Annotated in this window: 15 protein-coding genes; 9 read left to right on the top strand and 6 right to left on the bottom strand. The window is 59.6% G+C overall.

Going from position 1 to position 14,749, the window contains the following annotated elements; all coding sequences use genetic code 11:
* Positions 1–49 precede the first annotated feature (49 nt).
* Positions 50–538: a cold-shock protein gene (locus tag HFD92_RS16400; protein WP_009088583.1), complete on the top strand. Its 489-nt coding sequence runs from the start codon at positions 50–52 to the stop codon at positions 536–538.
* Between the two features lie 332 nt (positions 539–870).
* Entirely contained in the window at positions 871–1,725 is an 855-nt protein-coding gene (locus tag HFD92_RS16405; RefSeq protein ID WP_167429269.1) for a PA4780 family RIO1-like protein kinase, read from the top strand.
* Between the two features lie 58 nt (positions 1,726–1,783).
* On the opposite strand, the gene mgtU is transcribed toward HFD92_RS16405, so the two are convergent.
* Together mgtU and mgtA are read right to left on the bottom strand one after the other, a co-directional pair.
* Positions 1,784–1,870, bottom strand: a complete 87-nt coding sequence (gene mgtU / locus HFD92_RS21915) for a magnesium transporter protection protein MgtU (RefSeq protein ID WP_350769224.1) — start codon at positions 1,868–1,870, stop codon at positions 1,784–1,786.
* A 10-nt stretch (positions 1,871–1,880) separates the two neighbouring features.
* Entirely contained in the window at positions 1,881–4,583 is a 2,703-nt protein-coding gene (gene mgtA / locus HFD92_RS16410; RefSeq protein WP_167429270.1) for a magnesium-translocating P-type ATPase, read from the bottom strand.
* Positions 4,584–5,240: 657 nt separating this feature from the next.
* Here mgtA and HFD92_RS16415 point away from each other — a divergent pair.
* The 6 genes from HFD92_RS16415 to speG all read left to right on the top strand — a co-directional run bounded on the left by HFD92_RS16415 (position 5,241) and on the right by speG (position 10,908).
* Positions 5,241–6,809, top strand: coding sequence for an ABC transporter substrate-binding protein (locus tag HFD92_RS16415; protein WP_167429271.1), 1,569 nt, complete (start codon positions 5,241–5,243; stop codon positions 6,807–6,809).
* A complete protein-coding gene (locus tag HFD92_RS16420) occupies positions 6,809–7,861 on the top strand; it encodes an ABC transporter permease (protein WP_046102403.1) in 1,053 nt (350 codons plus the stop codon). The genes HFD92_RS16415 and HFD92_RS16420 overlap by 1 nt, the downstream gene beginning before the upstream one ends.
* Entirely contained in the window at positions 7,858–8,715 is an 858-nt protein-coding gene (locus HFD92_RS16425; RefSeq protein ID WP_009088573.1) for an ABC transporter permease, read from the top strand. The genes HFD92_RS16420 and HFD92_RS16425 overlap by 4 nt, the downstream gene beginning before the upstream one ends.
* A complete protein-coding gene (locus HFD92_RS16430; RefSeq protein WP_167429272.1) occupies positions 8,705–9,535 on the top strand; it encodes an ABC transporter ATP-binding protein in 831 nt (276 codons plus the stop codon). Before HFD92_RS16425 ends, HFD92_RS16430 begins: the two co-directional genes overlap by 11 nt.
* Complete coding sequence (locus HFD92_RS16435; protein ID WP_167429273.1) at positions 9,528–10,205, top strand: ABC transporter ATP-binding protein; 678 nt, start codon at positions 9,528–9,530, stop codon at positions 10,203–10,205. The genes HFD92_RS16430 and HFD92_RS16435 overlap by 8 nt, the downstream gene beginning before the upstream one ends.
* A 157-nt stretch (positions 10,206–10,362) precedes the next feature.
* Complete coding sequence (speG, locus tag HFD92_RS16440) at positions 10,363–10,908, top strand: spermidine N1-acetyltransferase (RefSeq protein WP_009088567.1); 546 nt, start codon at positions 10,363–10,365, stop codon at positions 10,906–10,908.
* Here speG and HFD92_RS16445 read toward each other — a convergent pair whose 3' ends face one another.
* The 4 genes from HFD92_RS16445 to HFD92_RS16460 form a co-directional block, all read right to left on the bottom strand.
* Positions 10,909–11,328 carry a hypothetical protein gene (locus tag HFD92_RS16445; protein ID WP_009088566.1) on the bottom strand — a complete coding sequence of 140 codons (420 nt, stop codon included), beginning with the start codon at positions 11,326–11,328 and terminating at the stop codon, positions 10,909–10,911.
* Between the two features lie 86 nt (positions 11,329–11,414).
* Positions 11,415–12,350, bottom strand: coding sequence for a homocysteine S-methyltransferase (mmuM, locus tag HFD92_RS16450; RefSeq protein ID WP_167429274.1), 936 nt, complete (start codon positions 12,348–12,350; stop codon positions 11,415–11,417).
* Positions 12,340–13,749, bottom strand: a complete 1,410-nt coding sequence (gene mmuP / locus HFD92_RS16455) for an S-methylmethionine permease (protein WP_009088562.1) — start codon at positions 13,747–13,749, stop codon at positions 12,340–12,342. The genes mmuM and mmuP overlap by 11 nt, the downstream gene beginning before the upstream one ends.
* 135 nt (positions 13,750–13,884) lie before the next feature.
* Positions 13,885–14,220 (bottom strand): DUF2002 family protein, encoded by a 336-nt coding sequence (locus HFD92_RS16460; RefSeq protein ID WP_009088560.1) that lies wholly within the window; start codon positions 14,218–14,220, stop codon positions 13,885–13,887.
* A gap of 153 nt (positions 14,221–14,373) precedes the next feature.
* Here HFD92_RS16460 and HFD92_RS16465 point away from each other — a divergent pair, with 153 nt between their 5' ends.
* On the top strand, positions 14,374–14,691 hold the full coding sequence (locus tag HFD92_RS16465) for a DUF883 family protein (protein ID WP_009088558.1): 318 nt from the start codon (positions 14,374–14,376) through the stop codon (positions 14,689–14,691).
* Positions 14,692–14,749 lie beyond the last annotated feature (58 nt).

The raw sequence follows: 14,749 nt of genomic DNA on the forward strand, positions 1-14,749 counted from the left end.
TTTTACACTGCGCGCTGTAAAAACTGAGCAGAGTAAGCAGGCAAGAAAAATGGCGATGAACGGAACAATCACAACCTGGTTTAAAGATAAAGGATTCGGCTTTATCAAAGATGAAAACGGCGATAACCGCTATTTTCATGTGATTAAGGTCGCCAATCCTGATCTGATTAAGAAAGATGCGGCGGTAACGTTTGAGCCAACCACCAACAACAAAGGCTTATCCGCCTATGCGGTGAAGGTGGCCCCGGAGAGTAAATATATCTTCATCGCGGGCGAGCGGCTGAAAATCACCTCGATCAAGTCTTACCTGGTCTACAGCGAAGAAGTGCCAGCGGATACTGGTATCGACAAAGAGAACGCGGTGCTCTCAGTAGGACTGCTGCTGAATAACATCCGGCCTAAATCGGACGCGAAACCGGGTGAGATGCGCTCGCTGAAAAAGCTGGCGGTCACCACCTTCCAGGGCTCGACGCTGATCTTCTCCGAAGATGAGATCGACATTGAAAGCACAGTCAAAGTGCTCAAGTCCCTGAAGTAACCCCGCCGCAGGGCCGGATACCTGTGCGCCGCCGCACCAGGATACCGGCCCGCTGCCCCTCTCTTCCTGAACCCGTCCCGTCGCTGCGCATCTGACGCCATACTCCCTAGGTTTCTCTGTTGCGCCACGGGGCCGCACGCATCTCCTTCTGCTTCAGCACGCCACTCTCTGACGGCCTGCGGAAAAAAACCGGTCAGAAACGCGGGTCAGGCAAGGATCATCCCCCTGAAGCGTTTTCCAGGGTAGAATTACAGACTTTGTTCACGCATGGCTCAGGTTTTCCATCAGCGCAAATTGATACGAAAAGCGGGTGAAATAAGGTATAAAGCCGCATGAAAATCCCAAACAGAATTCAGCCCCTGGTCGATGACGGCCTGATTGACGATGTGCTGCAGCGCCTGAAAAGCGGCAAGGAAGCAGACGTCTACACCGTGCTTTGCGGTGACAAAGTGCAGTGCGCCAAAGTCTATAAAGAGGCGACCCAGCGCAGCTTTAAGCAGGCGGTTCAGTATCAGGAAGGCCGGAAAACCCGTAACAGCCGTAACGCCCGCGCCATGCAGAAAGGCTCAAAGTTTGGCCGTAAGCAGCAGGAAGAGTCCTGGCAGACCGCCGAAGTCGACGCCCTGTTTCGCCTGGCTAACGCCGGGGTGCGCGTGCCTCAGCCCTATCTCTGCATCGACGGGGTATTGCTGATGGAGCTGGTCACCGACGCCAATGGTTCGGTCGCGCCGCGCTTAAGCGACGTAACGCTCTCCGAAGAGGAGGCGATCACCGATTTTAACACCATGATCCGCAACATCGTTCGCATGCTCTGTGCCGGTATCGTTCATGGTGACCTGTCGGAGTTCAACGTCCTGCTGGATGATCAGGGACCGGTCATCATCGACCTGCCCCAGGCGGTGGATGCGGCGGCCAACAACCATGCGGAGTCGATGTTCACGCGTGACGTGAATAACATCACCGCCTACTTCGGGCAGTTCGCCCCGCAGCTGTTAAAGACGCGCTATGCCGGCGAGATCTGGCAGCTCTATGAAGAGGGTAAGTTAACCCCGGAAACGACACTCACCGGCCAGTTTGTGGAAGAGGAGCGTGACGTGGATATGGATTCCCTGCTGGATGAGATCATCACCGCTGAAGATGAGTATTACGAGCGTCAGCGCGCCAGCCGGGAGCGCGACCAGGAATAGGTGCCCCGGCAGTAAAAACGGCAGCGAGTCACCTCGCTGCCGCACGCTCTTTCTTCTGTCACCGCACCAGAACCGTCAGCGCAATCAGGGTGACGCCGATAATCATGACGCTGACAAAAACGCGGTCCAGCCTGCTTTTTTTCATCTTCCCCTCCTCAGAACCACTGACCGAAACGACGGATGTAGAGACGTTTCATGCCCTGCGCCACCAGGCAGTAGCTGAACAGCGTCAGCACCAGCCAGGGGAAATATTGCCAGGGCAGCGGCACCAGTCCGACCATCGCACCCAGCGGTGAGAATGGAATCAGGATTCCCAGCGCCATGATCGCCAGGGTCGTCAGCATCACCGGCAAGGTGGCGCGACTCTGGATAAACGGAATCTTCCGGGTGCGCAGCATATGCACCACCAGCGTCTGCGACAGCAGCCCCTCAATAAACCAGCCGGACTGGAACAGCGACTGCACGCCCGCATGGTTCGCGCTGAAGACAAACCACATCAGCGCAAAGGTGGTGATATCAAAAATCGACGAGGTTGGCCCCATCCACAGCATAAAGCGTTTGATGTTGCCGGCATCCCATTTGCGCGGCTTGTTCAGGAACTCACGGTCAACCTTGTCCCACGGCAGCGCCAGCTGGGAGACGTCATACATCAGATTCTGAATCAGCAGATGAATCGACAGCATCGGCAGAAACGGAATAAAGGCACTGGCGACCAGCAGCGAGAAAACGTTGCCGAAGTTCGAACTGGCGGTCATGTTGAGATACTTAATGATGTTGCCAAAGGTCTCACGTCCCTTTAATACCCCCTCGTTCAGCACCTGCAGATCTTTCTCCAGCAGGATGATGTCTGACGAGGCTTTCGCCACATCCGCCGCGCTGTCTACGGAAATCCCGGTGTCAGCCGCCCGCAGCGCAGGCGCGTCGTTGATGCCATCGCCCAGAAACCCCACGGTATGACCGTTCTGCTGCAGCAGGCGCACCAGACGTGATTTCTGCAGCGGCGTCAGCTTAGCAAACAGGGTGCAGCGTTCCGCCTCCAGCGCCAGCTGCGTGTCGTCCATCGCCTCAATCTGTTCGCCGGTCAGCATCGCCGGATCGGTCAGCCCGACATCGGCACAGACCCGCTGCGTCACCAGAGGGTTATCCCCGGTCAGCACTTTCACCGCCACGCCGCTGTCGCGCAGGGCTTTAATCGCCTTGCCGGCGCTGGCTTTCGGTGGGTCGCGGAAGGTCAGCATTCCCTGGATAACCAGATCGCGCTCATCACTTTCGCTGAGCGGCGCGTGCAGCTCATCATCACGGGTCGCCACCAGCAGCACCCGATAGCCCTGCTGATGGTAGCGTTCGGTCTGCGCCAGCAGCGCCTCGCGCTGTGCCGCATCCAGCGCGACGACTTCATCGCCCTGCCGGACGGCGATGCTTACCGCCAGCATCTCTTCCACCGCCCCTTTGCAGATCAGCTGTGAGCGATGCTGCGCCAGATCTTCCACCAGCACCGAAACGCGGCGGCGGGTAAAATCGAATGGCACCTCATCGATCAGCTGATACTGGCTGCGCCGGGTCTGTGAAATAACCTTGTCTCCGGCGCAGAGCACGGCGCGATCCATCAGGTTTTTTGCGCCACTCTGACTGCCGCTGTTGAGCCAGGCCAGCAGCAGCACCTCCGCATCCTCCGCGCCCCGGGTGTCCAGATGATGCGCCAGCAGGATGGTGTCCTGGGTCAGCGTGCCGGTTTTGTCGGTGCAGAGCACATCCATTGCCCCCAGGTTCTGAATGGCATTGAGCTTTTTAACGATCACTTTGCGGCGTGACATCGCAATGGCGCCTTTTGCCAGGTTGGCGCTGACAATCATCGGCAGCATTTCCGGGGTCAGCCCGACTGCCACCGCCAGTGCAAACAGCGTCGCATCCATCCAGTCGCCTTTGGTAAAGCCGTTGATCAGCAGCACCACCGGCACCATCACCAGCATAAAGCGGATCAGCAGTTTACTGACGCTGTTAACGCCGCGATCAAAAGCGGTCTGCGGACGGCTGCCGGTCAGCGAGGAGGCCAGTGAGCCAAACCAGGTGTCACCACCGGTCGCCACCACCACGGCACTGGCGGTGCCGCTGGCCACGCTGGTGCCCATCAGGCAGATGTTGGCTGACGCCAGCAGCTCCTGATCGGTTCGGTCATGGGCGTCGATACCGGCATCCAGGCTCTGTTTCTCCACCGGCAGAGACTCTCCGGTCAGCACCGCTTCGCTGATGAACAGATTGCGTGAACTCAGCAGCCGGACATCCGCGGGCACCTGATCGCCGGTGCTGAGCAGAATAATATCGCCCGGCACCAGCTCGCTCATATCCACATCCTGACGCTGTGCGGTTTCACTGCCCGCCTCGCGCCGCAGCACGGTAACCTGGCTGCGCACCAGAGACTGCAGTGCCTGCGCCGCGCGGTTGGTGCGGAACTCCTGCCAGAAACGCAGCAGGCCACTCAGCGTCACCATCGTGCAGATGATGATCACCCCGGAGAGATCGGTCTCCTGACCGGCGCGCAGCGGCAGTATGTAGTCGGTAAACAGGCTGACCAGCGCCAGGACCAGCAGAACATAGATAAACGGGTTGTTAAACGCCATCAGCAGCTGCACCAGCGCCGGTGGCGCTTTCTCATGAGCCACTTCATTGCGGCCATAGGTGGCCAGGCGTTTCGCCGCTTCAGCCTGGGTCAGCCCCTGGCGATGCGTGCGCAGATTCGCCAGCGTCATCTCAACGTGCTGACCTGCCTGCCGGGTCACGGCAAATGTTTTTTTACTTTTTTTATCGTTGCGGTTGCCGGAAGCGAGGATGGCAGCCTGTTCCAGTTTCATGTCGCTCATTTCGACATCTCCCTGTTTTAAAGCAATGGTTGTCCTGCACGCAAAATAACGTGCATGGATAAAACCTGGCGTAGCCGGGTTATTTAATGAGGCGACCCTGGGAAATGAACACGCGTTTCTGACTGCGCAGAAAATAATGTCGCGCGCAGCGAAGCGTGACGCTGTTTAAACACAGCGTAATCCGGGTCTGATATCAGCGGTCGGGCGCAGCCTGAGCTACGCCAGACGAGGCGGAGGAAAAAGGGCTAAGATAAACAGCAGCATAACGCGCACTCCCACAGGCAACGGGAAATTATTAAGGAGCGCGATCGGGAATTAAAACGGGGGATCGCTGCTCGCCGGTTGGCAAGCAGCAAAGAAAATTCAGCTTGCCAGAATAATCGTTAATTCAGGGTGACTGTCCAACGGAATACTCCAGTAGTGAGATGCCGCTATTATAAGAAGAGCGGGATTGCGGTAAAGCCGTTTCGCGGGAAATAACCGCTTCGTTGAGGTTCTGTTTCTGCTCAGCCTGCCGCTTCGCTAACAACGCCGTTACGCTGTTATAACCACAACTCATCGCTTATAACTTTAAGGCATATGATTAGCCCATATTCGACTATTCTTCACATCGGCCCTTTCGTAAACTCGCGTAACTTTCTAAGGCAAGGAAATTTCATGAAAACTATAATTCCATCACTGCTGGCGCTGACGCTGGCTGCCTCCTTCACAGCCCAGGCCGCCACACCCAAAGATACGCTGGTCATCGCGCAGTCCACAGACGATGCAGACAGCTTTGACCCGGCAAAAGGCTTTGAACTGACCAGCGTTCAGGCCTTCACCAACATCTATCAGCGCCTGGTCCAGTCTGACCCGCAGAACCCGGTGGATCTGAAGCCGACGCTGGCGACCGCCTGGCAGCCTGGCAGCGACAACCGCAGTCTGACCTTTGAACTGCGCAAAGATGCGAAGTTCTCCACCGGCAACCCTGTGCGCCCGGAAGATGTGATCTTCTCGCTGGGCCGCGTGGTCAAACTGAACCTGGACCCCTCTTTCATTCTGACACAGCTCGGCTGGACCAAAGAGAACGTCGATGGCTTCCTGAAAAAGGTCGATGACAACCATGTGCAGATCAGCTGGACCGCCAACGTCAGCCCGACCTACGTTCTGAGCCTGCTCTCCGCGCCGGTCTCCTCGATCGTCGATGAGAAAACCGCGATGGCGAACCAGAAAAACGGCGACTTCGGTAACGCCTGGCTGGCCACCCACTCTGCGGGCAGCGGCCCGTATCAGATCCGTAAAGTGGTCATGCATCAGGTGGTGCTGCTGAGTGCCAACCCGACCTCACCGGCGGGCGCACCAAAAATGAAAAACATCCTGATCAAAAACGTGCCGGAACCGGCCGCGCGTCGTCTGCTGCTGGAACAGGGTGATGCGGATATTGCCCGTAACCTGGGCGCTGACCAGATCGCCGCGCTGAACGGCAAAGCGGGCGTGAAGACCGAAGCGATCCCGATGGCGTCGCTCTACTATATCCAGTTCAACATCGGCGCGAACGACACGCTGAAGAACCCGGCCTTCTGGGAAGCGGCGCGCTACCTGTGGGATTACAAAGGCATCGCCAATGAGCTGCTGAAAGGCCAGTTCGACGTGCATCAGTCCTTCCTGCCAAAAGGCTTCCTGGGCGCGATCAACGACACGCCTTACAGCTACGACCCGGAAAAAGCCAAAGCGATTCTGAAGAAAGCGGGCCTGACCAATGTGACCTTTAAGCTCTCCACCAGCAACCAGCCGCCTTATCTGGATATCGCGCAGGCGCTGCAGGGCAGCTTCGCCAAAGGCGGCGTGAAGGTCGAAGTAGTGCCGGGTCTGAGCTCCGAAGTCTCCACCAACGTGAAAGCGCATAAGTATGAAGCGACGCTGAACGCCTGGGGCTCCGACTATTTTGATCCCAACACCAATGCCGCCTCCTTTGCCTACAATCCGGAAGATGGCAGCAAAACCATTGCTTACCGTTCAGACTGGCACATTCCTGAGCTGAACAAGCAGGGGATTGCGGCGACCGCCGAAAGCGATCCGAAAAAACGGGTGGCACTGTATGAAGCGATGCAGCGTGAAGTGATGAAGAACTCACCTTACGTGATTGGGATGCAGGCGAAGAACCTGATCGCCCTGCGCGACAACCTGAAAGGCTATGTCCAGGGCATCAACCCTGACATGGTGTATTACTCGCAGGTCACCAAGTAATGGCTCAGTCTGTTCCTTCAGCCGGGTTCGCCCGGCTTTTTTGGCAGCGGGGCGGGCGTCTGCTCGGCAGCGTGCTGTCGCTGCTGGTGACGCTGCTCGGCCTGCTCGCCTTTACCTTTATGCTGTCGCATCTCTCACCGATCGATCCGGTGCAGCAGATCGCGGGCGATCACGCCAGTGAAGCGACCTATGCGCAGGTGCGTCACGACCTCGGTCTTGACCAGCCGGTGCTGACACAGTTCTGGCGCTACATTGAACATCTGGCGCAGGGCGACCTCGGTGTCTCCCGCCTGACGAATCAGTCGGTGAGCAGCGACCTGATGTCCACCTTCCCGGCCACCATTGAGCTGGCCACCTGTGCGATGATCTTCGCGGTTATCTTCGGCGTCACCCTGGCGCTGCTGGCGGCCTGGAAACCGGGCAGCTGGATCGATAACCTCGCCCGCTTTATCTCCCTGCTCGGCTACTCGGTGCCGGTGTTCTGGCTCGGCCTGCTGGGTCTGCTGCTCTTTTATGCGGTGCTGCACTGGTCTGCCGGACCGGGACGGCTGGATGACATCTGGGTCTATACCCTGGAGCCGAAAACCGGCTTTGTGCTGATCGACAGCTGGCTGTCGGGTGAACCGGAGATGTTCCGCAACGCGATTGCGCACCTCTGGCTGCCGGTGGTGATTCTGGGCCTGCTGGCGATGGCGGGCATTACCCGTCTGCTGCGTGCCGCACTGCTGGAAGAGAGCAGCAAAGAGTATGTGGTGCTGGCGCGAGCCAAAGGCGCGGGTCGGGTGCGCATCCTGCTGCGTCACATCTTCCCCAACGTGCTGGGGACGCTGGTGACGGTTATCGCCCTCTCCTACGCCACGCTGCTGGAAGGCTCGGTGCTGACCGAAACCGTCTTCGCCTGGCCGGGTGTGGGCCGCTATATGACCAACGCACTCTTCTCCGGCGACGTGCCGGCGATTCTGGGCTCAACCCTGTTAATCGGCGGCTGCTTTATTCTGATTAACACCCTGGCGGATGTTTTAACCTGGTTAACCGATCCGAGAACCCGATGACGCAACAACTCTCTGAACTCGAAACGCTGCGACCACGCCGTCGCCGTCAACGCGTTACCTCGTTAACCGTTGGGCTGACGCTGGTGGCGATCCTGATTCTGATGGCGCTGTTAGCCCCGCTGATTGCGCCGTTCGATCCCAACCTGCAGACCATGTCGAGCCGCCTGCTGCCACCTTCGGCGCAGCACTGGTTCGGCACCGACGGCTTTGGCCGCGATCTGCTGTCGCGCGTGATTTATGGCGCGCGCCCTACCCTGCTGCTGGTGTCGCTGATTCTGGTGCTGACCATTCCGGCCGGGCTGCTGATCGGCATCACCGCCGGGTATGTGGGCGGCTGGACGGAGCGCGTGCTGATGCGCATTACCGATATCTTCCTGTCGCTGCCGAACCTGGTCATCGCGCTGGCACTGGTGGCGATTCTCGGCCCCGGCCTGATGAACGGCGCGCTGGCGCTGGCGCTGACCAGCTGGCCGCCGTTTGCCCGCCAGGCGCGCGCGGAAACCCTGGCGCTGCGCCGCAGCGACTACCTGGCCGCCGCGCGGATGCAGGGCATTACCGGCTTTCGCCTGATGTTCGGTCACATTCTGCCGCTCTGCCTGCCGACCGCCGTGGTGCGCGCCGCGCTGAGCTTGGGCGGAATTATTCTGGCCGCTGCCGGCCTCGGTTTCCTTGGCATGGGCGTTCAGCCGCCGACGGCAGAATGGGGGTCGATGGTGGCCGAAGGCAGTAAAGTGATCTTCGATCAGTGGTGGGTAGCTGCCGCACCGGGCGCGGCGATTCTGTTTGCCAGCCTGGCCTTTAACCTGACAGGCGATGGCCTGCGCGACCGACTGGATACCCGTCATGCAAAATAATCTGCTCTCTGCTGAGGGGCTGACCATTCGCAGCGATGATGCGCTGCTGGTCGATAACATCACCTTTTCCGTGGGCCGCGAACGCGTGGCGCTGGTCGGTGAGTCCGGTTCCGGTAAGTCCCTGACTGCCCGCAGCCTGATGGGCTTACTCTCTCCGTCGCTGCATCTGCAGGCCAGCCAGCTGCAGGTCGCGGGCGAAAATGCGCTGACGCTGAGTGAGCGCCACTGGAGCCAGCTGCGCGGTAACCGCGTGGCGATGGTGATGCAGGACCCGAAATATGCCCTGAATCCGACGCGCACCATCGGCTGGCAGGTGGAGGAGCCGCTGATCCTGCATCGCCGCCTGAGCCGTGCCGAGCGCAAAGAGAAGGTGTGTGAGATGCTGGATGCGGTCGGCCTGCCCGACCCGCGTCGCCTGATGCAGCACTATCCGCATCAGCTCTCGGGCGGCATGGGCCAGCGCGTGATGCTGGCCATCGCCCTGATCACCGATCCCGACTTCCTGATTGCCGATGAACCCACCTCCGCGCTGGATCATGCGATGCGCGATCAGGTGCTGGCGCTGATCCGCGGTCTGGTGGAGGCACGCAACATGGGTCTGCTGCTGATCAGCCACGACCTGCAGCAGGTGTCGGAACACTGCGAACGGGTGATGGTGATGTACAAGGGCCGGCTGCTCGATACGCTGCCTGCCGCTAACCTGCCCCGCGCGACCCACCCCTACACCCGCACGCTGTGGGCCTGCCGGCCAAGCAAGGCGACCCACGGCCAGGCGTTACCGGTGCTGGACCGCGCTGCACTGGAGGCAAATCATGATTGAGCTTGCGAATTTAAGCGTCGCCCATAAGCAGGGCTACGAGCTGCGCACCGTGGTGCATGAGGTTAACCTCACGGTCAGAGCGGGAGAGTGCTTTGGCCTGGTCGGCCCGTCCGGCTGCGGCAAGTCGTCGCTGCTGTGGGTGCTGGCGGGACTGAACCCGCACTGGCAGGGTCAGATGCAGCTGGCCGGTCATCAGGTCCAGGCCGGCAAAGCCTTCACCGGCGCGCTGCGGCAGGAAGTGCAGATGGTGTTTCAGGACCCCTATGCCTCGCTGCATCCGCGGCACCGTCTGCGCCGCACGCTGGCGGAGCCGCTGAAGCTGCTGAAACGCGATAACATCAACGACCGTATCGATCAGGGTTTCCGTCACGTCGGGCTGGACCCGGCGCTGGCCGATCGCTATCCGCATCAGCTTTCGGGTGGTCAGCGTCAGCGCGTCGCCATCGTGCGCGCCCTGCTGCTGCAGCCGAAGATCCTGCTGCTGGATGAGCCGACGTCGGCGCTGGATATGTCCGTGCAGGCGGAGATCCTCAACCTGCTTAACGATCTGAAACGGCAGGATGGCCTGACCATGGTGCTGGTCAGCCACGATCCCGATGTGATCGATCACATGTGCGATCGCGCCGTGCGCATGGCGCAGGGTCGTATTATCGAAGAGATCACCGCCTGATCGCTGGCCGGACGGCACCGCTCCGCTGTCCGGCCCCTCCTGCTCCGCCTCTGCCCGCCTTATCGTCTCCCCGGCCATCACGGCTCGCGCTTCCCGCCTGCTCACGCACGGCCGTTGCGGTATACTCGCGACGACGTTTTTAACAAGGAGTCTGACGATGACGGTAAAACTGCGTCCGCTGGAGCGGGAAGATCTGCATTTTGTCCATCAGCTGGATAACAACGCCAGCGTGATGCGCTACTGGTTCGAGGAGCCCTATGAGGCGTTTGTGGAGCTGTCCGATCTCTACAACAAGCACATTCACGATCAGACCGAACGTCGCTTTGTGGTGGAGCATGACGGCCAGAAAGCGGGACTGGTGGAGCTGGTTGAGATTAACCATGTGCACCGCCGTGCCGAGTTTCAGATCATCATCGATCCGGCCCATCAGGGCAAAGGGCTGGCCACACAGGCGGCGAAACTGGCGATGGATTACGGCTTCTCGGTGCTGAATCTCTACAAGCTCTACCTGATTGTGGATCAGGAGAACGAAAAGGCGATTCACATCTACACCAAACTCGGCTTCGAAATCGAAGGCGTGCTGAAGCATGAGTTCTTTATCAACGGGGAGTACCGCAACACCATCCGCATGTGCATTTTCCAGCATCAGTATCTGGAACGCCATAAAACGCCAGGCGGAATGGTGAAGCCGACCGCGCAGTAATCAGCCGCGCGCGCCAACCGGGTTCATAAAGGGACGCGGATGTTCCGGCTTGAGGTCATACATGCCGCCGTAGAAGGGGTCGACCAGCAGCCAGCCGGGGAAACCGCCCAGCGGAATGTTGCCCAGCAGATACCAGAGGTTAGCGCGTGCTTCGATAGGCACCGTGACCGGCACGTAGCCCGGACTTTCCAGCATCAGCAGGTAGTGTTTTTTGCCGAAGTAGCGGCCGGTCGATTTGGCCAGTTCAACGGTCTGAGGCGTGAAACCCTGCGCCACCGCATAGCCGCGCTCATCCTGCACGGTAAAACGCGCGCCCTGCGGCAGAGAGTCAATGCGCACCAGTTGGGTTTCATTGCCGACAATGGTGGCGCAGCCGCTGAGCAGCAGCGCGGCGGCCAGAGCCAGAATTCGCTGTTTCATAGAGGGGGTCCACAGAGTGATCAGTGATCAGAGTGTAGTCTCCCCTCTCCGCCTCAATCGGGCTATCATCGCCCGATTCCGGCAGCTTATTGCGGTTGACAAGTGCGGGCGATGGCCGCGATGTCGCCAGGTGAGGTGCGGCAGCAGCCGCCAATCAGCCGGGCACCCGCCTGCTGCCACTCGGCCAGCTTGTCATGCAGGGTGCAGCCCGACGGCGCAGAATGCCAGGTTTTGCTGCCGGCATCATACTGCTCGCCGGAGTTGGGATAGACCACCAGCGGTTTGTCGGTCAGGGTCTGCAACTGCTGCAGGGCGGGCGTTACGCTCTCCAGCGCCACGCAGTTGACCCCCAGCGCCACTACCTGTGGCTGCTGATTCAGCCAGCTCACCACCTCTGCCAGCGGCGTGCCGTCGCTGATGTGTCCGGCGTCACGCAGCGTAAACGAGAACCAGGCGCGGGCGTCAGGGAACTCAGCCAGCAGTTTCACCAGCGCCTGCGCCTCGGCAAAGGAAGGCAGGGTTTCACAGGCCAGCAGATCGGCTCCTGCCGCCAGCAACGCCTGCACGCGCGGGCGGTGGAACGCCATCATCTCCGCTTCCGGCAGCGCATAATCCCCGCGATACTCCGATCCGTCCGCCAGGAAAGCGCCATAAGGTCCCACCGAGCCTGCCACCAGCAGCGTTTTCGCATCGGGCCGCACCGCCAGATAGTCGTGACGGGCGCGCTGTGCCAGTTCAACACTGCGGGCGATCAGCGCCAGCGACGCTTCCTCACTCAGGCCGCGCGTGGCAAAGCCCTGCGGGGTCGCCTGGTAGCTGGCGGTGATGGCGCAGCGGGCGCCCGCCACAAAGTAGTCGTAGTGCACCTGATAGATCAGCTCAGGATCCTCCATCAGCACTTTGGCCGACCACAAGGCATCGGCAAGCTGACAGCCGCGCGCTTCCAGCTCGGTGGCCAGCGCGCCATCCAGAATCAGCAGCGGTGACTCTGTTAAAGCCTGCGCGACAGGGTTATACGACATCATTGGCCTCCTCAGGCTTCGGGGATGATTTGTGGGTCAGATGGTACGCGGCGTAGCAGAACAGCACAAACGGGATGCCACACCACAGGGCGATGCGCTGTGTCGGATCAAACGCCAGGCCGACGCACGCCAGCAGGCAGAGCAGGAAGCCGAGAACAGGCGTCAGCGGATAGAGCGGCGCGCGGTAGGCGAGATCGGCCAGCGATTTGCCCTGCTGAAGGTGACGGCGACGGAACACAAAGTGCGAGGCGCAGATGCTGAGCCAGACCGCCACCACGGCAAAGCCGGAGATGGCCGACAGCGCCACAAATACCGTGTCAGGCGCGACCACACTGGAGATCAGCGCCAGCAGGCCGCCGATCATGCTGACGGTCAGCGCCAGCAGCGGCACGCCGCGCCGGTTCACCTTCGCAAAGGCGCGTGGCAGCGTGTTCTCATTGGCCAGCGACCAGAGCATACGTCCCGACGCATAGAGGCCGGAGTTGGCCGCTGACAGAATGGCCGTCAGGATCACGAAGTTGATGATATCCGCAGCCCAGGGCACACCGATCTTTTCAAACACCAGCACAAACGGGCTTTTCACAATACCGGCCTGATCCATCGGGATCAGCGCCGCCAGCACCAGCACCGTGCCGATGAAAAAGAGGATTAACCGGGCCACCGTGGTGCGAATCGCCAGCGGCAGCACCTTCTGCGGCTGCTGGGTTTCACCGGCGGCAATCCCGATCAGCTCGGTGCCGGAGAAGGCAAAGTTCACCGCCACCATGGTCATCAGGATAGGCAGCACGCCGTTGGGCAGCCAGCCGTGCGCCGTGAGGTTACTCAGACCGGGTGCAGGCGTGCCATCTTTCATCGGGATAAAGCCAAACATCGCCGCCGCGCCGAGCAGGATAAAGGCGATGATGGTGACCACCTTGATCAGCGAGAACCAGAACTCCCCTTCGGCGAAGAAGCGGGCAGAAACCACGTTCAGCAGATAGATGGCGCAGCAGAATACCAGGCACCAGACCCACACCGGCACCTGCGGGAACCAGTACTGCATACAGAAGCCCGCCGCCGTCAGGCTGGAGCCCAGCGCCACCGTCCAGGTCAGCCAGTAGAGCCAGGCCACGGTGTAGCCGGTCGCCGGACTGAGATAGCGCGCCGCATAGACGTGGAACGCGCCCGTTTCCGGCATCGCCACCGACAGTTCACCCAGACAGACCATCACCAGCCAGACCACCAGCGCCCCAATCAGATAGGCGAGCAGCGTGCCTGCGGCCCCGGTGGTGGAGATGATATAGCCGGTGTTGAAAAAGAGGCCGGTGCCGATGACACCGCCCAGCGATAACATCACCAGATGGCGGACTTTCATGGTGCGTTTAAATTGTTGCTGCGGGGAAGTTGGCTGTTCGCTCATCAATTTTATCCGTATGGACGTCTAAACATCTATAAGGGACAAATTTATACGCGTCACAGCCGGGAATTGCAACGGCAGGAGAACAGGGAGCGGGGTCATGCGCGTCAGTGCCCCGTCGCGGCGGGGCCTGATGCCTCAGCCGAAAACGCTCTGAATGTAGCGTTCCAGCGCCATGCGGGAACTGAATCCGTGCGGGATGCCGTAATGTTCCTGTGAATCACCCGCCAGGTAGAGAGGGAATTGGGTGTAGTGATCGCAGGTTTTCATTTCAGACGCCGGCTCAGCGAACGGCTGGCTCTTCTCTTTCAGGGTCGGATGAATCACTAATGCCATGCGCCCCATACGCGCTTCGCGATTCACATAGACATAGTTTTCCCCCCGGCGATAGCCATAGGCCCGTGGGGTAATCTGATCCATTTCGAAACCCGCTTTTTCCAGTACGCGCGCTACCTCATCTGGTCGTAAATACATGCTCGATCCTCTCCTCTTTCAAAAGCTTCGCAACCTTACATCAGCATGACAGAGCGGGCATTCGGAATTTTCCCTAAAGCCCCCTCCCGCGTCTCGTTTATCTCAAGGTCGTCTACACTAGTATTACGTTTTTAAATCAAAGGGAGCCAAAAAATGTTTAATCGCACTGTAAAAAACGATGACATTGATATCAATCAGGACGTTAACGAACTGGCCGATTCACTGGAAGCGCTGTTGAAATCTTATGGCAGTGATGCCAAAGACGAAGTGGACTCTGCCCGCAGTCAGGCAGAAAAACTGCTGAAGCAGACCCGTTCTAAACTGAATGGTGGCAGCAACCGTGTGACCCAGGTTGCCCGTGATGCCGGTGCACAGGTTGATACCTATGTACATGATAAGCCGTGGCACGGTGTCGGTATCGGTGCCGCTTTCGGTATCGTGGTGGGTGTCCTGCTGGCCTCACGCCGCTAAGCGCGAAAAATCTTCTGAGCCCTGCCGCGTGCGGGGCTTTTTTTTGCCTGTCATCCGG

The organism is Pantoea sp. EKM101V (assembly GCF_011800325.1).
GTDB lineage: Bacteria > Pseudomonadota > Gammaproteobacteria > Enterobacterales > Enterobacteriaceae > Pantoea > Pantoea anthophila.